Annotated in this window: 18 protein-coding genes and 3 pseudogenes; 18 read left to right on the top strand and 3 right to left on the bottom strand. The window is 43.6% G+C overall.

Features of this window, described 5'->3' with window-relative positions; all coding sequences use genetic code 11:
• The first annotated feature begins 112 nt into the window (after nucleotides 1–112).
• From sigW to JOE49_RS02225, 7 genes are all read left to right on the top strand, one after another.
• Nucleotides 113–679: an RNA polymerase sigma factor SigW gene (sigW, locus tag JOE49_RS02255; protein ID WP_016818747.1), complete on the top strand. Its 567-nt coding sequence runs from the start codon at nucleotides 113–115 to the stop codon at nucleotides 677–679.
• Between the two features lie 150 nt (nucleotides 680–829).
• Nucleotides 830–1,453, top strand: a complete 624-nt coding sequence (locus JOE49_RS02250; protein WP_013312128.1) for an anti-sigma factor — start codon at nucleotides 830–832, stop codon at nucleotides 1,451–1,453.
• A gap of 221 nt (nucleotides 1,454–1,674) precedes the next feature.
• Complete coding sequence (gene cdaA, locus JOE49_RS02245) at nucleotides 1,675–2,508, top strand: diadenylate cyclase CdaA (RefSeq protein WP_013312127.1); 834 nt, start codon at nucleotides 1,675–1,677, stop codon at nucleotides 2,506–2,508.
• On the top strand, nucleotides 2,505–3,974 hold the full coding sequence (locus tag JOE49_RS02240) for a CdaR family protein (RefSeq protein WP_028542644.1): 1,470 nt from the start codon (nucleotides 2,505–2,507) through the stop codon (nucleotides 3,972–3,974). The genes cdaA and JOE49_RS02240 overlap by 4 nt, the downstream gene beginning before the upstream one ends.
• Nucleotides 3,975–4,034: 60 nt before the next feature.
• Entirely contained in the window at nucleotides 4,035–5,375 is a 1,341-nt protein-coding gene (glmM, locus tag JOE49_RS02235; protein ID WP_013312125.1) for a phosphoglucosamine mutase, read from the top strand.
• A gap of 631 nt (nucleotides 5,376–6,006) precedes the next feature.
• Complete coding sequence (gene glmS / locus JOE49_RS02230) at nucleotides 6,007–7,839, top strand: glutamine--fructose-6-phosphate transaminase (isomerizing) (RefSeq protein ID WP_071643165.1); 1,833 nt, start codon at nucleotides 6,007–6,009, stop codon at nucleotides 7,837–7,839.
• A 465-nt stretch (nucleotides 7,840–8,304) separates the two neighbouring features.
• Nucleotides 8,305–8,646, top strand: coding sequence for a helix-turn-helix domain-containing protein (locus JOE49_RS02225; RefSeq protein WP_209940502.1), 342 nt, complete (start codon nucleotides 8,305–8,307; stop codon nucleotides 8,644–8,646).
• A gap of 421 nt (nucleotides 8,647–9,067) precedes the next feature.
• Here the strand turns inward: JOE49_RS02225 and JOE49_RS02220 are convergent, their stop codons facing one another.
• Nucleotides 9,068–9,808, bottom strand: a complete 741-nt coding sequence (locus JOE49_RS02220) for an SDR family oxidoreductase (protein WP_209940501.1) — start codon at nucleotides 9,806–9,808, stop codon at nucleotides 9,068–9,070.
• A gap of 143 nt (nucleotides 9,809–9,951) precedes the next feature.
• On the opposite strand from JOE49_RS02220, the gene JOE49_RS02215 reads away from it, so the two are divergent.
• Together JOE49_RS02215 and JOE49_RS26640 are read left to right on the top strand one after the other, a co-directional pair.
• Entirely contained in the window at nucleotides 9,952–10,803 is an 852-nt protein-coding gene (locus JOE49_RS02215; RefSeq protein WP_209940500.1) for a helix-turn-helix transcriptional regulator, read from the top strand.
• Between the two features lie 471 nt (nucleotides 10,804–11,274).
• Nucleotides 11,275–11,409 (top strand): hypothetical protein, encoded by a 135-nt coding sequence (locus JOE49_RS26640; RefSeq protein ID WP_280922020.1) that lies wholly within the window; start codon nucleotides 11,275–11,277, stop codon nucleotides 11,407–11,409.
• Nucleotides 11,410–11,758: 349 nt separating this feature from the next.
• On the opposite strand, the gene JOE49_RS02210 is transcribed toward JOE49_RS26640, so the two are convergent.
• Entirely contained in the window at nucleotides 11,759–12,781 is a 1,023-nt protein-coding gene (locus tag JOE49_RS02210; protein ID WP_023990479.1) for an MBL fold metallo-hydrolase, read from the bottom strand.
• 165 nt (nucleotides 12,782–12,946) lie between these two features.
• On the opposite strand from JOE49_RS02210, the gene JOE49_RS02205 reads away from it, so the two are divergent.
• The 8 genes and pseudogenes from JOE49_RS02205 to JOE49_RS26250 all read left to right on the top strand — a co-directional run bounded on the left by JOE49_RS02205 (nucleotide 12,947) and on the right by JOE49_RS26250 (nucleotide 19,324).
• Complete coding sequence (locus JOE49_RS02205) at nucleotides 12,947–13,957, top strand: fumarylacetoacetate hydrolase family protein (RefSeq protein ID WP_071558190.1); 1,011 nt, start codon at nucleotides 12,947–12,949, stop codon at nucleotides 13,955–13,957.
• 92 nt (nucleotides 13,958–14,049) lie between these two features.
• Complete coding sequence (locus JOE49_RS02200) at nucleotides 14,050–14,631, top strand: TetR/AcrR family transcriptional regulator (protein WP_053326174.1); 582 nt, start codon at nucleotides 14,050–14,052, stop codon at nucleotides 14,629–14,631.
• Nucleotides 14,632–14,797: 166 nt separating this feature from the next.
• Nucleotides 14,798–16,052 (top strand): annotated as a pseudogene (locus JOE49_RS02195) (sensor histidine kinase KdpD).
• A 62-nt stretch (nucleotides 16,053–16,114) separates the two neighbouring features.
• Nucleotides 16,115–16,204, top strand: a pseudogene (locus JOE49_RS26260) (DNA-binding response regulator); the annotation flags it as partial.
• Nucleotides 16,205–16,326: 122 nt separating this feature from the next.
• The gene (locus tag JOE49_RS02190; RefSeq protein ID WP_209940499.1) at nucleotides 16,327–16,725 is read left to right on the top strand and encodes a hypothetical protein; all 399 of its coding nucleotides are present in this window, start codon (nucleotides 16,327–16,329) and stop codon (nucleotides 16,723–16,725) included.
• A 484-nt stretch (nucleotides 16,726–17,209) separates the two neighbouring features.
• Nucleotides 17,210–17,368 (top strand): helix-turn-helix transcriptional regulator, encoded by a 159-nt coding sequence (locus tag JOE49_RS26255; protein ID WP_233903783.1) that lies wholly within the window; start codon nucleotides 17,210–17,212, stop codon nucleotides 17,366–17,368.
• 735 nt (nucleotides 17,369–18,103) lie between these two features.
• On the top strand, nucleotides 18,104–18,358 hold the full coding sequence (locus JOE49_RS02180) for a hypothetical protein (protein WP_023990472.1): 255 nt from the start codon (nucleotides 18,104–18,106) through the stop codon (nucleotides 18,356–18,358).
• A 516-nt stretch (nucleotides 18,359–18,874) separates the two neighbouring features.
• Nucleotides 18,875–19,324, top strand: coding sequence for a group II intron maturase-specific domain-containing protein (locus tag JOE49_RS26250; protein WP_245248337.1), 450 nt, complete (start codon nucleotides 18,875–18,877; stop codon nucleotides 19,322–19,324).
• Here JOE49_RS26250 and JOE49_RS02170 read toward each other — a convergent pair.
• Complete coding sequence (locus tag JOE49_RS02170; protein WP_023990470.1) at nucleotides 19,302–19,451, bottom strand: hypothetical protein; 150 nt, start codon at nucleotides 19,449–19,451, stop codon at nucleotides 19,302–19,304. The genes JOE49_RS26250 and JOE49_RS02170 overlap by 23 nt on opposite strands.
• A gap of 454 nt (nucleotides 19,452–19,905) precedes the next feature.
• Between JOE49_RS02170 and JOE49_RS26765 the strand changes: the two are divergent.
• Nucleotides 19,906–20,106: pseudogene (locus JOE49_RS26765) on the top strand (diaminobutyrate--2-oxoglutarate transaminase); the annotation flags it as partial.
• Nucleotides 20,107–20,738: the final 632 nt, after the last annotated feature.

Here is a 20,738-nt window from a genome sequence, read left to right as displayed (position 1 = left end):
GTGTTTGCAGTTAGTAACAATACTACAGTTGATTTCCGGATAAAATTAAACTACGATGAATAATCATAAACATGTAGTAAGTAACCCATCAGCAAGTCTGGGGGAGTATAGAGTGGATAATATGGAAAGCCGCTTGGTGAGGCTGGTACAGAAAGGCGATCAGCGAGCTTTTGCGGAGTTAGTCGAGTTATATAAAGATCGGATTTTTCATCTTTCCTACCGGATGCTAGGTAATCGCCATGAGGCGGAGGATCTGGTGCAGGAAACTTTTTTGCGTGTGTATCGTAATTTGGAAAAATACGATCATGGACAGAAGTTCTCAACCTGGATTTATCGAATTGCTACAAATCTGTGCATTGATCGTCTGCGAAGGAGAAAACCTACATACTCACTTGATGCTGAAATGAATGATCAGGAAGGTGTCGATGGGTACGCCATGCTCGCCAGTGAAGAGCTTACCCCTGAGGGGAGTACGCTTCTGTCCGAAACGCAGGCTTTAATTCATGACGCCATTGACAGCCTTCCGGATAAATATAGGACGATTATGGTTTTACGGTACTTGCAGGAGCTTTCCTTACAGGAAATCAGCGATGTGCTCAATCTCCCAGTCACCACGATTAAGACAAGAGTACACAGGGGCCGGGATTTTCTGCGCAAAAAACTGGAGCACAAGCTATAGATCATGCGCATAGATTCTAGGAAAAGAGTCTGCGTAGATGTTTTTATGAAACATAATGCTCGTTGTAACGTATGTAAGATGAGCAAAGTTTCTAAGCCGGAGCATGTTATGTTGAGAAACACGGAAGAATATTAGAAAGGATTGGCTCATATGGATTGCAAACAAGCCGTCTCTTTTATGCATGACTATCTAGATGGCGACCTGTCTGAGCAGGACAAACATGAGTTGGAACAGCACTTGTTAGACTGCCCGGAATGCCGCATGCGTTTTAAAGAGCTGGAGCGGACGGATGCGATGCTTTACGGTACACGCTATCATCAAGTGCCGTGTGTATCGGATGAGCTGACATTTCGCATTATGAATGCTTTGCCACCGCATAAAAGACAGACTGCGGTGCCTATGCTGACGTGGGTGAAAAGGCATCCCGCTGTAACAGCCGCTGCCTTCTTCCTTATTGTTATATGCTCAAGCATGGCCAGCTTTTCTAGCACGGACCATCAATTGGTAGTCAAAGGAAGCCAACTGGATCAAGTCGTTATTCAGGGTGATACTGTGATTGTGCCTGAAGGGAAATCCATTGCCGGAGATCTAACAGTGCAAAATGGTGAAGCCCGTGTATACGGCGATGTGGAAGGAAATGTAACTGTAATTGATGGTTCTTATTATCAAGCGTCCACCGCTCATATTGCAGGACAGGTTAAAAGTATTGATCAAACCTTGGATTGGATTTGGTACAAGGTTACTGATTTATTCGGGGGACCCTCTTCTCCATAAAAGAAGCTTGAAATGGCAAGGACGATATCGAGCGCCTCTTTCCGCTGGAAAAGGCGTTTTTTTGTATATGAAGCTGGCGAATTGTACTGTATTTTACTGATTTTAGCGGTTCTTTTGTCACACAGCTTGCAACGTGAGCCTGATCGTTATAACCTAGATAGAGAGAGCATACTGTGTACATATTACACCCACTCACTACAGAAAATTGCGGGGGCATGCGCATGTTGGATTATTTTGCGGACCTGACTTGGAAAGAGTCCATTAAAGATATTATCGACATTTTGATCGTAACCTATATTATGTATCAGCTTATTTTACTTGTTCGCGGAACGCGTGCAGTTCAATTGTTGAAAGGGATTCTGTTTCTGGTTGTCATTTGGGCGGTTAGTACCTGGTTTGATTTGTATACCCTCAAGTGGTTGATGAACCAGATGTTCACCTTTGGTGTGGTGGCTATCTTTATTATTTTTCAGCCTGAGTTGCGTCGTGCACTAGAACAGTTGGGGCGTGGCAAACTATTTGGGCGTTCGTCTGCGGATGATGAAGAGATTAACAAGTTAATCGGAGAAATGATTAAGGCGCTGAATTATTTATCACGTAGGAAAATAGGAGCTTTGGTCGTATTTGAGCGTGAGACAGGGCTAAACGAATATACAGAGTCTGGTATCAAGACACAGGCTGTAGTCAGTTCTGAACTGCTAATTAACATCTTCATTCCTAATACACCTCTGCATGATGGTGCGGTGATTATTCAAAATAAACAGATTGCTTCTGCGGCCTGTTATTTGCCATTATCGGAAAATCCGTTCATCAGCAAGGAGCTGGGAACCCGTCACCGTGCTGCGATTGGGGTGAGTGAGGTAACGGATGCCGTAACTGTCGTGGTGTCAGAGGAAACAGGGCAAATTTCTTTGGCCATTAATGGACAGGTCGTGCGCGACATTAAGGAAGAATCCCTAATCTCCAAGCTGTATGAGGAGTTGCGGCCAACACCGTCTTTGAAGGAAAAACGCGGCTCATTCTGGAATCGGAGGGGAGGCCGTGGAAATTCATGATGGACAAATGGATTAACAATAATACGATTTCAAAGATTTTGGCGCTTGCGGTTGCTGTTCTGCTGTGGGGAATGGTCCATCTAGATACAGGTACACCTTCATCTACGCTGACCGTTTCTTATAATAATAAAGTGATTGATAATGTGGCCATTCAGGCCAGTGGTCTGGATGATTCAAAATATGTATTGTCTACCATGGATACTGACCATGTAAAGATGGAAGTTAGAGGACAGCGTTCTGTGCTGACTTCCTTTTTCGCGGATAATTATCAGGCAAAGCTAAACTTAAACGGCTTAGGAGCAGGCACTAAAACATTATCACTCGAACCGGATTTACCGGACGGGGTGGAATTGGTATCTATGACTCCTAACCGTGTTACAGTGACGATTGAGGAAAAACAAACGAAATCATTTAATGTATCTATAGTTCCTCAAGGAAATCCAGATGCGGGATTGCAGCTTGGTAAGCCTGTGATTGCTCCTCAAACCGTGAAGGTTACCTTGCCCAAAAGCCAGTTGAGTACCGTCACTGCCGTTCAGGGGGCTGTTAATACGGATGGCATCTCAGAAAAGTTTGAACAGAAGCGTGTAAAACTGAAGGCTTATAACAAAAAGGGACAGGAACTTACAGGTGCGGTCATTGAGCCATCCACTGTGTCCGTTGAAATTCCGGTAACTCAGCAGGCGAAATCTGTGCCTGTTAAGATTGTATATTCCGGAGAGTTGCCAGACGGATTGGCGCTTTCTAAAGTCAATGCAAACGTGAAAGAAGCGGCGGTGTATGCATCGCAGGATGTATTGGGCAGCCTTAGTTCTTACGTCACGGCTACATTGGATTTAAGTCAATTTACGGAAGCGGGGACCCGTGCAGTTCAAGCTAATTTGGCAGCCCCCTCAGGTTCTGATAAAATCGAGCCAGGGTCAATACAAATTCAGGTGACCGTCGTTCCTTCCAATGAAGTCACAGATACGGAACGGACGCTGTCAGGCATCCCAATCGTTTTACAAGGTGCAGGAGATGGAGCGACTGCGACTGTTACAGCGCCCGCAGGCAAGACGATGGATGTTACTGTGAAGGGCCCGCAGGATATGGTAAACAATTTAACCAATGATGATATTAGTTTGGTGGCAGATGTAAGTGGCCTCGCGGCTGGTCAACACGAGGTTACTCTGAAAGTAGGCTTGCCTAAATATATTACGCAAGCCGGAAATGCTAGCCAACTAAAGGCAACGGTCAACATTGAGAGCCCTTCTACGCCTGCTGTAACGAATCCAAACAGTGAGAATGAATCAAACCCCTCTGGTAGTGGCGAAAAGGGGCAGGAGAGGCCACAGGAGGGGCAAGGCAGTCAAAGTGGAGACTCTGACGCTAAGACCGGGGACAACGCAGCTGCGGAGGATAAAACAAATCCTCATAACGGCGCAGATTCTTCTGCGAATGGAACCTCGGAGAACAGTCAGCCATAACATGTTTTATCTGTAGTAAATAATCAAGATTTATTAGACAAAAAAAGGGAGTCATTTTACATGGGGAAATATTTTGGTACAGATGGTGTACGAGGCGTTGCTAATCAGGAACTTACAGCCGAACTGGCATATAGCATTGGCCGCTGCGGCGGATATGTTTTAGCAGGTAATGTAGAGAAACCGACAGTTGTTATTGGTATGGATACACGGATATCCGGACTGATGCTGGAATCGGCTCTTGTAGCCGGTTTGCTGTCCATTGGGGCTAATGTGGTTCGTCTAGGTATTGTTTCGACACCTGGGGTGGCATATCTCACACGTCAATTGAAAGCTGACGCTGGTGTAATGATCTCAGCATCACACAATCCAGTTGAAGACAACGGCATTAAGTTTTTTGGCGGCGACGGTTTTAAATTGACAGACGAAACGGAATTGAAAATTGAAGAGCTGATGGATGCAAAAGAAGACCAACTGCCTCGTCCGATTGGCGGCGGATTGGGAACGGTTGTTGTAGACGAGCATTCCCGCTACGATTATCTGGAGTTCTTGAAAACAACAATTAGCCATTCTTTTGAAGGGTTAAAAATTGTACTGGATTGTGCAAACGGAGCAGCTTATGAGCTGGCGCCGAAGCTTTTTGCAGAACTGGGAGCTGAGGTACATACCATCGGTGCCGAGCCAAACGGTTTGAATATCAATGATCATTGCGGATCGACTCATCCTGAGAAGTTGAAAGAGGAAGTGCGCCGCTTGAAAGCGGATATTGGTCTGGCCTTTGACGGCGATGCCGACCGTCTGATCGCGATTGATGAGAACGGGGAAGAGGTAGACGGCGACTATATTCTCTGCATTTGCGGAGATGCAATGAACCGCGCGGGAAAACTTAAGGATAGCACCATTGTATCGACAGTGATGAGTAATATCGGTTTTTATAAAGCTACTGAAAAGCTGGCACTCAAGACTGCAAAAACTGCGGTCGGGGACCGTTATGTGATGGAAGAAATGCGTCGGGGTGGATTTAATCTGGGCGGTGAGCAGTCTGGTCATGTTATTTTCCTGGATCACAATACGACAGGCGATGGCATGCTGACCGGGATTCAGCTGGTAGATACCTTGAAAGCTTCTGGCAAGAAAATGAGTGAGCTAAAATCGCTCATGAAACAGTATCCGCAAGTGCTCGTAAATGTGCGTGTGCAGGACAAACGCAATTACGAGGGGAATCCTGCTATTGCAGAAGCAATTGAGCAGGTGGAACAACAATTGGGTGATAATGGGCGTGTATTGGTCCGTGCTTCAGGCACAGAATCACTTATTCGTGTGATGGCCGAAGGCCCGGATAAGGACGAACTGGAGCAATTTGTCGGTCAGATCGTAGATGTCGTGAAGAAAGAATTAGTTTAAAATTTTGTAAACGTCGGTTGCCTGCGAAAAAGAAGCAGGCAACGGCGTTTGCGGTTATTTACTAACGATTTATGACCTTCATGGTGTAATTATGAATAAAGTGTCATTGCCAAATGATACTTAGCTGAATATAATATAGGGATGCTGTGACTCAGATAGAGAAAGTGAGGGTTGTAAGGTTCGTAATACAAGCGCCAGAGCTTGATTTTGTGCGGGGGGACTTGGTGGAGAAGCAACGGATTCAGTTGAGATAAAGTTGCTCGCAAATCGGTTCACGACAAAACAAGCTGACGAGGTGAAGGTGTTCGAAACATTCGGCGGGGACCTTCCGGTGAAGCATCAAGCCGTAAACCGGCAGCGGAAAATGAACAGGCAACTGTTTACACAACGCACCGGTAGATGCCTTTATTATTTTATAACCTAAATTATAAGATTCATTTCATGAATGTGCGGCCATCATCATTGGCGTGCGCGGTTTGGGAATTTCGTTACATTCGTGAAGAGATGCCTGTAAATTCTATAGTTATCATTGACAACTTCATAGATGAATGAACTTTATTCCGCAATCTACCGCACACGTTAGTCCTGTGATGAGTCGTCTTGTGAAATGATGATCGGGAGGATAACGAATATGTGTGGCATTGTAGGATATATTGGTAATCAGAATACACAAGAGGTATTGATTGACGGATTAAAGAAGCTGGAGTATCGCGGTTATGACTCTGCGGGTATTGCCGTGTTTACAGATTCAGGATTGCAAGTAGCTAAGGCTAAAGGTCGTCTGGCGAATCTGGAAGCTAAACTGGATGGTACGCCATTGGTAGGCCATGCAGGTATCGGACATACACGTTGGGCAACGCACGGTAAGCCTTCTGATGAAAACTCCCATCCACATTTGGATGAGAGCCAAAAGTTCTCTGTAGTTCACAACGGAATTATTGAGAACTATCTGGAGCTGAAGGAGCAGCTGATCAGCGAAGGTCATACCTTTATTTCCGAAACGGACACGGAAGTTATTTCCCATCTGGTTGCGCGTGAATATAAAGGGGATATCGTTAAAGCAGTACAAAAAGCTATTACCTTTATGCGAGGTGCTTTTGCACTGGGTGTGCTGACAGAGCATGAGCCTAATAAGCTGGTTGCTGTTCGTCAAGCTAGCCCGCTGGTTATTGGTGTGGGAGAAGGCGAGAACTTTATCGGTTCCGACATTCCGGCTATTCTGAAATATACACGCAATGTATTTATTTTGAACGATGGCGAAATGGCTGTTTTGACCAGTGATGCTGTCGAATTAATGACAATCGAAGGCCAATTTATTTCTCGGGAAATGATTCATGTCGAATGGGATGCTGTAACAGCAGAAAAAGGCGGCTATGAGCATTTCATGCTGAAAGAAATTCACGAGCAGCCTAAGGCTTATCGTGACACAATGTTGGGCCGTATCGATAAAGATACTAAAAAAGTTGTTCTTCCTGAGTTGAAGCTGACAGAAGAACAAATTAAAAATATCCGCAACATTCAAATTGTTGCGTGTGGTACAGCTTACAATGCTGGTTTGATTGGTCGTACAGTTATTGAAAGTCTGGCTCGTATACCGGTAGAAAATGATGTAGCTTCCGAATATCGTTATCGTTCACCTATCGTAACACCAGAGACATTGGTGATTGTAGTGAGCCAATCCGGTGAAACTGCTGACACGTTGGCAGCACTGCGTGAAGCACAAGCAAATGGCGCTCATGTACTGGCGATTACCAACGTAGTCGGCAGCTCCATTGCCCGTGATGCAGATGATGTGTTGGTTACACTGGCAGGACCGGAAATTGCCGTAGCCTCCACTAAAGCATATTCTTCGCAGTTGATTGCTTTCTATCTGTTTGGTTTGTATCTCGCTCAAGTGCGTGGCACACAAACGGATGAGCAAGTAGCTCATGTGCTGGCTGCTATGGAATCTCTGCCAGAGCAAGTGGAAGAGATGCTGGGTAAAGCAGATGCGATCAAAGCCTATGCTGAGCAAATTGCGAGCCACAAGCACCTGTTCTTTATTGGTCGCGGTCAGGACTATGCTGTAGTACAGGAAGGCTCCCTGAAGCTCAAGGAAATCTCCTACATTCATTCCGAGGCTTATGCTGCGGGTGAATTGAAGCATGGTACACTGGCATTGATTGAAGACGGCATTCCGGTTATCGCTTTGGTAACACAGGAATCCGTGTTGGAGAAAACCGTGAGCAACATTAAGGAAGTTAAGGCTCGTGGTGCAGATGTTCTTGCAATTACGTACGAAGAGCACGCAGTTGAGTTGCTGAAGTCCGTGGATCAGGTATTTGCCATTCCAAAGACACTTCCAATCCTGTCTGCTGCAATTTCGGTTGTATCTCTCCAACTGTTGGCTTACTACGCTTCTCTTGCACTGGGTCATGATGTTGACAAACCACGTAACCTGGCGAAAAGTGTTACCGTAGAATAAGCTTTAGTAAAATGCTAAACTAATTGTTCAGTGACATTAATGTTAGTAACTAAACATTATAGTTAGTAACTGTCTTCGGACAATAAAGTTGTGTGCTAAATTTTACTGACAACTAATAAGAATATCTCTTCTAAGTAAGTATTTAACAAAAGCCCGATGAGCAAGTATCATCGGGCTTTTGTTATTAAATTCAGGAGGCGACATCTTTAGTCCAATCAGAGCGAGTATAGTTGTATGACAATTCAAATGCCTTTGAACCCTTACCTGTATTGGTATCTTACAAATATTCTTAAATGAGTTGAAGCAGGATCAATTCAAGCTTCTGTTGAAAATAGTATGAGAAATCAAGAGTTAGTTGTTGTGATATAAAAAATGTTTTTTTGTTGTATTAAAACAAACTTTCCGATCTAAATATAAATTTCATGAGTTGAGTTTTTATGTATTTTAATGGAAGTTGGTGATACAGTGAAGACTTTGGGTGAAAAGATAAAGATTATACGAAAATTGAACAAGCTTAATCAAATTGAATTCTCACATATTATTGGCGTATCACAAGGAACGTTGAGTGAATTGGAAAAAGATAAATACAAACCATCTTTAGAAACTGTAATTGCTCTAAAATTAAATTTCAGTGTTGATTTAGATTGGCTGCTACTTGAAGATGCGGTAATTTCTAATACTGGGATATTTCGTGTGCAAATAGATGATCTTGAATCAAATTTAATCTCAGGTTTTCGAAAGTTAAATTTAGTCGATAAACAGGAGATTGAGGGGATTGTAAATTTGAAGTTAAATCGGTACAAATGAACGAATAAACATATCGTTGATGTACCGCGAAAATAAAGTTTTAGATCATGTTAATTGGTAATTATATACTAGGTCAAATACAATACGGAATACACATAATTATTGGGAGTGGATGGTCTTCCATTTTCCGACTTAAAAATAAGTTCTAGGCAATTGGTGATAGGATCGAAACGATATTTTCTCGATTAATTTTAAAATTTGCTCTTGATAAATTGTAAAATATAGTTGTGGACTACGCAGTGCCATTAAGCTAATTGGCAGATTACGTTAGTAATGGTATGTGATAAAATCAGTTCAGATACACTAAGCCATCAAGCATTAACAGAGAAACCGCCGTTTAATACGGCGGTTTCTCTTATCTTCGCCCCAACTGATTCGGGCAGAGGGACGTTTTCCAGCCTGTTTTTTTGACTTTACGTTTTTAATAATCAGCGTTCAACTGTTTAAAGATCTCGTCGCGTTCTGCACGGGATGCTTGTGCGGTTAACTGAGACCAGCCGTAAGTCACTTCCTGCTGTCCTTCCATCAGGCCTTTCATCACCGCGTCCGCAAACTCTTCAACCGGTACGCCAGCTGTGTTTGCCCCAGGCGCGCCAAGATCCGTATTTGTATGTGGCGGACTTATCTCGATTACTTCAATGTTATGCTTTTCCAATTGCTTTCTTAGAGACAATGTGAACGAATGTAGACCCGCTTTAGTCGCGTTATATACGGGAACTACTACAAGTGGTACGTGGGAAAGACCCGAAGTCACATTCATAATAGCCGCATACTCCCTCCCTAAAAAATGCTGTGTGAAGAGCATTGCCAAATGAATCGGCGCATCCAAATTCGTTGCAATTTCGGACTCGGTATTCTTCCAAGGCTCCTTTTCATCCAGCTGTAGATAGCGCTGCACGCCTGCATTATTGAGCAATACGTTCACATCCGGATGTTCATGCGTCACTTGTTCGTATAACGCAATGCGATCTTCTTCCTTGGAGACGTCAAACTTATAGGTGTGGAGCTCAGGGATTTTTTTTTTCGCTTCTGCCAACTTGTCCTCTCTTCTTCCGCAGATAATGACCTTGTTTCCAGCAGTTATAAACCTTTCGGCCAACACCAAACCAATCCCGTTTGCACCACCGGTTATGAGAATCGTGTTAGAATCCATTTTTTCCATATCAATGCCCCTTTTCAAAAAGTTGATTTAATGCGTATCATCGCATAAGCTATTGTAAAGATAAGTGAATGAGCCAAGAAGGTGGATGATTATACTAGTATAACCACTCCCCCCCTTCTTAGCATGTGATAGGAGGATAGTGCGTGGGAAAAACAGAGTTAAAACGAAATAGTGAATTGGCCCATTTCCTTCGTAGTCGACGTGAACGCATAACTCCAAGGCAAGTCGGGCTTGCGGAAGGCGGACGCAGACGAACGCCGGGACTGCGGCGCGGGGAGGTTGCCATGCTGGCTGGCGTAAGCTTGGAATGGTACACTTATTTGGAGCAGGGTCGCTTGATCCATGTGTCTACGGAATTCCTCGAAAGCTTGGCAATTGCGCTGCAGTTGAACGCCGAGGAGCGAAAACATATGTTTCTGCTCGCGCATCGGCAGCCTCCTCCCGTGAAGCCAATTCTGCAAAGTGCAGTGAGTCCAGTTCTACAGCGGTTTCTGGACGAGCTGGATACTAGTCCCGGCTGTGTTATGGATGCCCGGATGAATATCATAGCCTGGAATGCCGCCATGTGCGTGCTGAATGGAGATTTAAACCATGCATCCGAACGGGAACGGAACCTGTTGTGGAGCACGTTCACCTCAGCGGATTTTCGTAAAATGAAGGGCGATCTGTGGGAGGAACACGCACAACGGAGCGTCGCCCAGTTCCGCGCTGAATATGCCTGCCATGTCGACGATCCTTGGTGGAGCGAACAGGTTATTGCTTTATCCGAGGTAAGCGAAGAATTTCGAGTCTACTGGGACCTCCACGATGTATTGAACTACTCAAAGGCACATAAAACTATCCATCACCCGATTGTCGGTGAGCTGGCTTTCGATTATATTTCTTTTAAGCCGTCTGATACTCCCGACCTTCAAATCTCTATTCTTATTCCGCTTGACGACGGTGTAACAAAGGCTAAAATCCAGAAGGTTATGAAGGGGATTAATGAAACCTAGCATCCGTTGTTCGTATTAGGGTTCGTTCTTATACAGCTATAACGGGAGATGTTTATTGTGTACTAGGCGATTTATATTTGCTTTTTTGTAGATTCTTTAGCAAATTCGATTTAGTATTCCGAATTTGCTGTAAAACATTGATTTCTTGATGTTGCATTATTTCGTAGTCGCTGAGGGATCGTGACCTCTCCTCTTATAAAGCAATTAATGAGTTGTTTGATCTCTGTAACATACAAAAAGGGCAGATTAAAGCTTTGTTTTCTCAAGACAAATTGATGTCTAAAGAAAATAAAGTATTAGACTGAAAAATAAAGTGTTAGACTAAGAAAATAAAGTATTAGACTAACAAAATTGGCCATACTACTACTAGAAGCTCTTCTACTGTCTACAGAACTGACATCCAGATTAACATCATGACTCCAAACGGGGCTGCCTTCGGGTAGCCCTGTTTTCTTATAAGGAGGCGTAACCATGGCAAAGCGTAAGCGTGAAATCACGGATGCCAAAATCGATAGATTCATCAAAGAAGGTAGAGGCCAAGGAACAGGAGCTGGCTATCTTCCTTGGTTGCGAGTACAGGATGTGCCTTCTGTTAAAAGAAAATAAAGTATTAGACCGTAAAACAAAGTTCTAGACTAAGAAAATAAAGATATAGATTGAGAAAATAAAGTCTTAGACTGACGATTCGTCATTAAGCTAACGGGCAGGTTAGTGATGGTGGCTACCGCCAAAAGTCTTGGAATCCCTTTAAAGAAGAGAAATACACTTAACATCAAATTTTGGTTATATCGTTTTAGAAGAGTTCTACTAGTAAGTCATAAGTCCATCTCCATTTTTTTCATAATCGGTTCTAAGCGCCGATTTTATTTCCGTGGAACAATTCAAAAGAACGGCCGCTGTTCGCATCGTTTGCGACAGGGCCGTTTTTTGTTTTTCGTAGGCTAGCTTCAAATTGCTATTCTTGCCAAACACTCATAGGGTCCCATGGTTTGATTTGATTACCATATTTTCCGGCCAAAAAAGCTTTCATGTCTTCCAGCTTAGCAGGCACCTCGTTCCAAATTGGAAGGGGTGGTAACCCTCGTTTGCTTTTCAATAGGATATCCACTGTAACATACAAGCGTTCTGGCTGAATCCAATGAAGAAAGCGGGAAATATCAATTTGCTTGGTCAGGGACAAGGAATCAATTTCGCCATTGTAATGCTTGTTGAACTCGCTGATCAGATTCAGGAGGTAGTCTCTCTGCTCCTTCACGAAGTCCAGGCCACAGATGGCGCCATGTCCTGGAACAACGATTTCGGGTTTAATTTCATCAATAATGCGATCAAGCACTTTAACCCAATTGAGGGTTCCCTCTTCGCTGTATGCCGTACAACCGTTAAACACGACATCGCCGGCGAACAGCACTTTTTCTTTTGGCATCCACAGCAGCAAGTCACTGTCAGAGTGGGCCGGAGCTACGTTGTAAATCATAACTTCCGTATCTCCAAGACGGATGTTGATATCGTCCTTTATCTCAATATTCGGGAGCACCCATTCTACGCCTTCCAGGTCGAATCCTTCAAATTCCGCTGCAAAAAACCGCTCGCCCGAAGTCGATTCCGGAGAATCCTTTCCTCTTCTAATGACGCTGTCCATCCAGGCGATATTTTCGGTGAGACGCTCTCTGGACGCTTCCTTGTGCATAATAATGCAAGCATCTTCAAACACTTTGTTTCCCCAGGCATGGTCGCTGTTATAGTGCGAGTTCACCACATATGCGGGAGAGCCGCCGTTGCTTACTTCCATAAAAGCCTCCCGCATTTCCCGCGCATGGAACAAATCGAAGAACGTGTCATACACCAGCCCTTCACCCTTGTTGATGAACCCGGCATTGGCCCAACTGATGCCGCGATACGGCGAAATACCGGCAAAGACGCCATCTGCAACTTCAAAAAATTTAACACGAGGTTTTTGGATAATATGTCCATACTTCATGAAAATTCTCCTTTGCGTATATGTTTTTGGGGTAAGGCATACTGACTATGTCTTTATTATAGAGAATGGAAAACAGATATGCAAGCATGTACTTGCATGCATTTTCTCTGTGCTATATAATAGTAACAGAACAACATCACACTACATAGATGGAGGCGCTGCAACATGAAGCTAGTAACCTTTCAAACCAAGACATCCCAGGAACCTTTGTTTGGGCTTGTAATTAACGAGAAATTTGTCGTGTCTTTTGCCGCAATCATGAAAAAGCAGGGAACATTCGTTGACAGTCTTGAATGTATGGACAGCTATCTTCATTATTTGCCGGCAAGTTATGATGCCGCTAAGGAATTGATGCAATATGCTGTCGAACAGTCGCATCAATTCAATGAACATGAAATCTGCCCGATTGCAGCGGTAAAACTGCTGCCGCCGGTTCCGAATCCGGCTGCGCTTATCGATTTTGGGCTGACGCCAAGACATCTGAGAAATGCTGGCGCAAATCTGCTGCAAAGAGAATATACAGGGTCGGAAAGAGAAGAGCTTAAACGAAATATTACCGAAAAATTCCAGAAAGATCCGAATAAAGTAACTTTCAGTTATTACAAGTGTAACCATAATGCATTAATTGGCGATGGGGATACGATTCATTGGCCTTCGTACACTTCCTACCTGGATATCGAGCCGGAGCTGGCCTTTGTTACAGGGAAGGGGAACTGCATTGCAGGTTATGTTATTTTTAACGACAGTACTGTCCGCGATGTGCAGTGGCCGGATTTCCAGGCGCTGACCGGACCGACGCGCTGCAAAGATTTTGATCGCAGCAAAGGAATAGGACCATTTCTGGTTACGCCGGATGAAATCGACAACCCGCTGGTACTGGATGTGGATGTACGCATCGGAGAGAGACTGCACTGGAAGGGAAGCACATCCGAGTATTCTGCACATCCTGCAAAAGTGATGGAGGAGGTTCTCAAAGTTTTCACGCCGCTCCCGGGCACGATTATAGGAATGGGGACGATACCGGATTGCTGCGCAATCGAGACCGAACAATGGCTGTTGCCCTCTGACCGAATCCAGATTACATTTGATAAATTAGGCACGCTCACGCAATTGGTGCCTGATCATGTCAAGATTACGGAACCAAGCCGCTGGGAAAAAAGAAGCGATTTGCCTTAGATAAACGTTTATGAAAATGATGAACCCCGACCCTGCTGCACATGCAAAACTTGTAGTAGAATAGGTTTAACATATGCAAAAGGAGAAATACAATGCAAACTTCAGACAGAATCATTGAAGCCGCGACACGGCTCATCAAAAAGAAGGGCTATCGGGGAGTAAGCACCAAAGCCATTGCAACGGAAGCTAAAGTCAATGAATCTACGATTTTCCGGCAATTTGGAAGCAAGAAAGGCATATTGGAAGCCATCATTGAAAGACATTCGGATATCCCGCAATTTGAGAAGCTGTTAAAAGAGGACGCGACCGATAATCCGGAAGTCGATCTGCTGAATGTAAGCCAGCAGTACCGTTTGTTTTTCCATAAAAATGCGGACATCATTTTGATTGGCATCCGCGACAAAGGAATGCTTCCCGAATTGGACAGAGTGCTGGCCGATCCGCCGGTGAAGCTGCACTCCTTGCTGGTTGAATATTTTGAACGCTTGCAGAAGAAAAAAGTTATAGCCAGACAGGATGAGCGTCTTGCCGCCATGTCTTTTCTCTCGATGTGCTACGGATTTCAGATGAGCGAGCTGATTCACCGGCAATATCAGTCCCAACTCGTTACCGAGGAAGAGTTCTACAAGCACAGTGTCTCATTGTTTGTAAAAGGAATTTTGTCTCAGTCATAAGCTTTGTTGATTTATTTAAATATGCCGAAGACTGCTTGCGCAGCTTTAACTCTAGAACAATTGAAAGAAGATGCACCAAGATGCTCGAAAGCTCGTTATACTGCAACCGGGACATTATTTCTGACAAGGCTCCGTCATCAATGACATTCTAAAAAAATCCAAAAATATGGATATCTTTATCGTTGCTGATCGGGCGGAGCACCATGGAGAGCGAATTCTGCCAGCCAAAATGACCAATCCGAAGAAAAACCCGTTATATCACCGCTTAAATTCACGGGAAGTGGATGAGAAAATTGGACGAATCAAAAGGGGAAGATTCAAGGTCTTTATTGGTGCGGCTCCTGGAGTTGGCAAAACCTACACTATGCTGCGAGAGGGCAATCATCTTCTTAAAAAGGGCATTGATGTTGTAATTGGTTTGCTGGAAACGCATGGGCGAAAAGAAACCATCCAGCAGGTTGCAGAACTGCCATTAATCGAGCGCACAATATTCAGGCACAGAACTTGTAGAAATGGATACTGGGGCAATCATCCGGCGGAATCCTGAACTGGTACTTGTCGACGAGTTGGCTCACACCAACGTTCCCGGTAGCAAAAACAAAAAGCGATATGAAGATGTATTGGAAATTTTGAATGCTGGGATTTCTGTCATTTCTACCGTTAACGTTCAGCATTTAGAGAGCTTAAATGATGCAGTGGAGCAAATTACAGGGGTGCGTGTCAGGGAAACCGTCCCGGATTCCATTCTTCGCCTTGCTGACGAGGTCGAGCTGATCGATGTGGCACCGCAGGCTCTACAAGCCCGTATGAAGGAAGGAAAGATATATGCCCGGGAGAAGATAGATCAGACTCTGGGGAACTTTTTTAAAATTGGAAAATTAATTGCTTTAAGGGAGCTGGCGCTTCGGGAAATTGCGGACGATGTGGATGAACGTCTGGAAGCATGGGAGCGCAAAAGTTCCTTACGTGGACCCTGGAATAAGCGGGAGGTCATTTTCGTATGCGTCAAGCTGAGTTCCAATGCAGAAAGGTTAATCCGGCGGGGATTTAGAATTGCATTCCGACTAAAGGCACAATGGATTGTCACATATGTACACCCAACGGATACGATGAATGAAGAGGAATTGATGAAAAAAGAGAAACTCGAAAGCCTGGTAGTGCGTCTAGGCGGGCATTTTGAAGTTGTGCCACTTGGGCATTCTGATAAGCTTGCAGATGTTCTTCTTGCCAGAGCTAATGAATATCATACTACCCAACTCATTATTGCTCAGAGTGACAGCCCCATATGGAAACGTTTACGAGAAGGAACAATTATCCAAAAGTTGCTGCGCACTGCGCGGCATATGGATATTCTTGTGGTCGCCAATTACGATCCTCATATCAAGCGAGATACTCTTCCTGATAGTATTATGCAAGGTTAAGTATAAGAGAAGAGTATCATTGAATGCCTGCATTCAAATAAATGGAACCTCGTTATACTATGGTTAAAAACCATTTGAAAATTATATTGCAAAAGTTGCATCTTCAAAATCGTGTCCAGCTTACAAGATATGCGCTTGAACAAGGCACCTGAAAAGTGGGGAGAAGGTTGTTTTTATGCGCGCAATCAAGCTATATGTGGGGGCTGGTAAATCACAAATTGTCTCCAAGCTATGTCATCCCTCTTGCTACGTTTAACATACCAGGATTGAACATTTGCGCGAGTTTTTTCAATCCCTTCATTGTACTCATTCAAATATTAATAACGACTTGTTTACCATTGCCCACAATAACTGCCTCCTGCTTCACATGCAAAGAGCCATTCGCTTTACTAAAATCCGAAAGAACATGTTTTATTTTTTAAATAGAGATAAAGTTGAACAAACCCATTCTTTTTATACAACAACAATGTATTCAAAATTTCCCAGTCGCTTTGGCGAAGAAATGTTGTCGCAAATTGGGCTGTCAGATCAGGATATTGTGCTTCCTTCGCTCTGGGGAAAAGAGGCGTTGATTAATCCCCTTATCTACATTATTTATATGATTTATTTCTCTGATTCAGTGGCCAACTTTTTGAAATTAAAATCCGATGAGGGGCTAAGTAATAACGGATAATTATAAAATGACTTTTTTAATTGAAGGAGAAGCTTTAAATATGATTTGAGAACTCAACTTTATTGTATATAGACACTAATTTGTCTTCGGACAATAAAGTTGTGTACTAAACAATAAAGTTGTGTACTAAATATTAATGAAAAATAACAATAATATCTCTTTTTAGTAAGTATTTAACAAAAGTCCGATGAGCAAGTATCATCGGGCTTTTTTATTAAATTCAGGAGGCGACTGCTTTGGCTCAATCAGAGCGAGTATAGTTGCATGACAAATCAAAGGGCTTTGAACCCTTTCCTGTATTGGTATCTTAAGTAATTGAAGCAGGAGAAATCCAAGTTTCTGTTGAAAACAGTATGAGAAATCAAGAGCTTATTGTCGCGATAAAAAAATGTTTTTTTATCTAAAATACAAATGAATATATAATATATATATAACTATTATAAATTAAGTATGTATTTCATTTTTATGGATGGTAGGTGGAGCAATGAAGACTTTGGGTGAAAAGATAAAGAGTATAAGAAAATTAAATAAGCTTAATCAAACTGGCTTTTCATCTACTATTGGTATTTCTCAGGGTACATTAAGTGAATTGGAAAAAGATAAATACAAACCATCCTTAGAAACCGTAATTGCCTTAAACTAAATTTCGAAATTGATTTAGATTGGTTGTTACTTGATGAGGCGGCAACTTTTTATAGTGGATTATTTCAAGTTAAGTTAGATGATCTTGAATCAAAATTAATCTCAGGATTTCGAAAGTTAGACCTGGGCGATAAACAGGAAATAGAGGGAATTGTTGACTTGAAGTTAAAGCGGTATAGAGATAAATGAACCTTCGCGGAGCCGTGAAGGGGACTCATTATTGCAAAGCCTTCAGTAGTTATGTTTTAAGTTCACATTAGACATATGATCCATCCAATTGAGATGGACACACGGCTATCCATATAAATCTGGAAGAAGAAAGTCCCAATTTTTTTTACCTATAGGGTCTCCGAAGCAAAAAGTGATTGATGTTATGGGAACTTCGACATCGGTCATCGGAAACTCATGGACTTATGGGAATCAAATGTGGAATTGGACTCTAATGATCATATCATTGGGTGGAATAATATCAACCATAATTTGAAAGTATCTATTGGCTCAAAGAAGAAGGGGGCCGCTCCATTTACGATAGGATCTTCCATCCAAGATGTAATTGATGCCATGGGCACACCGACGTCTATAAGATGTTCGTTACGAGTCCTGGTTTGAATATTAGTGCTCCTTGGAGTATATGCGTACACTCGTATATCCTTCTACAGCTCATGGGAAGCCATGAGTCGGGGGGGTCAAAGAGGAAATTCAAAGAATAGAGCTTCCTTTTGGAAGCTTGAATGTAGTGATCCCAAGTCCGCAGCTTAATGTCAAAGATGCACTTGGTCAATTAAGTGAGGATTCTTTAGTTTGTGCTGGGCGTATTAATTACGAGTTATTGATGGAGTATGCTGCAAAAGGTTTCTTTAAAAAATCTGAGATTAATCGGTTTCGTCAGTTAAAAAATATAACGACTAAATATATACTGACCAAGCTGGAGAAAGACGAATGGATGCATAAATTTTTTCATAAAAAGCAACCCAATTTAAGATTCCTCTAAGACGACACTATCTGTAGCAGTGTTATTTTTCAAAGGGATTGGAGAATAAAAGAAAGCAACCTAAGATAATCCGACGGAGACCAAAGATGTGAAATTACGTGCTGAGCGATTGTATATCAACCTCGATAACCAAGATATTTATGATGGTAAGACCTATTTTTTTATCCCTTAAAGCACAATTCATGGTATAATCTCACTAAATATACATCCTTTATAATTTACGCTTTTTTGTCGAAAGTTAGTTTATTAAGAAGCTAGCCTAGTACTGAAATCTCTCTTGAAAAATTATATATCACACATCTTAAAGTCAGGCACCTTGTTTTTACAATGGGGCTTTTTTTGCATTAAGAAACTACGAGGTGAATGGAGGGGCATTATGGCTCAAGCATATCCGATTCCCACCACGATAGAAAAATGGATAAAACAAGGTAAAGGCCAGGGTATGGGAAACCCGTAAAGCGCCAATTTATCCCCAAGAAGGATGCGGATCGGGCATACGAGATCATTCGAACGATAATGGAACGTCTGGAGTTAACGTTACACCCGACCAAAACGCGAATCGTCGGACTATGGACAGGAGAAGAAGGCTTCGACTTCCTAGGCATGCATCACCGAAAGACGAAGGCCGAAACTTCCGAAAGCCAAGTATATTATACGACCCAACAATGGCTGTGCCGTAAGGCAGAGGAGCGAATTAGGGAAGTCGTGAAGGAACGACTAGCCCCTGCGAATATGCGTCACAAATCATTCCAAGAACATTTGGAATACTTAAACCCGAAAATACAGGGTTGGCGTAACTACTACGTTACGACCTACAGCCAAAGGAAGATGGCTAAACGTGACTGGTACATCCTTCAGCGACTCACAAAATGGTATGCCAAGAAGCGTATGAGGGAAAACCTCACGTACGGTTTGATGAGGAGGGGCAGAATTTATCTGCCCTTTACTCTAGCAGAGGCGCAGTGAAGACGGCGGGATACAAAACTATGCCGGCTGCCATCCGGGCGGACGCTACGGCCAGCTTCCAGCCGGGCAGTTCCAACCGAGTATCCAACGGATTTTCCAGCAGAATATCCAGCTGACATCCAGTCACGTTTCCAGCCAGGCTTCCAGAAATTCGTCAGGTAATCATGTTAAGTTATCGCAAAGCGCAAGGATTCGGAGCACCGGCAGAGAATGTATACAGGGAATATCTCCCAAATCGGCCGGCACCCCGCCTGAATGTCGACACGCGTCGAATTCCTCGATTGATGGAAAACCATTCCCAGCGTTTCTTCTCCATTCGCTATTTTTAGGCAAAATATTAACACCTTGACCAAATTTAACTAAAGTTTTACTATACATTCTTCGGAATTTTGATATAATTTTACCTAGGTTACCTTTCCAATTATGATAGAAAATAGAATTGGATGGTTTTTATACCTATCCAAGCTGTGTGCGAGAGACCAGTCCACTGGCTACCCAGCAAGCTGGCATGCGGGGACCGACAATTGTGGAAAATGACTGCCGAGAATATGTTGCTCCATGACTTCAGAAGGTTCAGAAAGGATGAAGCCGGGGCGAAGCGGATGACGGAGATCAGCTTCGAGAACGGACTCATCATTGAAAGAGCCGGCAGAGGAGACTGCGTGCTGAAGATCATGCCTCCGCTGACCGTCTCGATGGAGCATCTGGCCGCCGGCTGCGACATTATCAAGTCCAGTATGCAGCAGGTGATCTCTCAGGAGACCCAGGATTTGCTGGTAACGAAAGCAGGTGGACGCCCCGGCAAGAGGCACGGAAGTGCCTTCTGGGGGTCGTGCGGCCCTGATGTTAAGATAACGTTTTCATCCCATTGGAAGATTTTCTCCCCATGCTGCCTGCGATACCGTCAGGCAGCATGGAATTCACCGCCGATCCAAGGGCTGTCCCGTTTATGCCATACGGAGCATTCTTTGAGCCTCATGCAGCACCATTGTCACATCTAATCGTCAGGAAAAGCTCACTACCCCGCAGCCAGATCTTTACTTATCCACACCAGGCGGGGGAATACTAAAATCGTACATAGAGTGTATCAATATCCCTTAAACATAGGCTTCGACAAAGGCAGCTCCGGTGCCGAATCCGGAGGTACGGTCGACTTCCTGCTGGCCGGCCGGAACCCTACAGCAAGCCTAACATCGATGGGTGGAACATCCCTTGTCCACCCCCAAATCTAATTCCGAACCCAATGTTAAACCAAAGCCCGTCTTCGGGCGGCTCGTCCGCAGCAAGCATATTGAAGCAGAGGAGCCGGAAGCAGCTGCATCTCTTGCGTAGAACGATGCTCTTTGTTGTCTTTCACGCATGGGAGCTGAGCGGGACAGCTGCTAGGCAGAGGATTGCCGCATGCGATCAAACG

It is taken from the genome of Paenibacillus sp. PvR133, from assembly GCF_017833155.1.
Taxonomy (GTDB): Bacteria; Bacillota; Bacilli; order Paenibacillales; family Paenibacillaceae; genus Paenibacillus; species Paenibacillus polymyxa_B.
The sequence above is the reverse complement of the archived record's forward strand: the minus strand, read 5'-3'. Positions and strand labels throughout refer to the sequence as shown.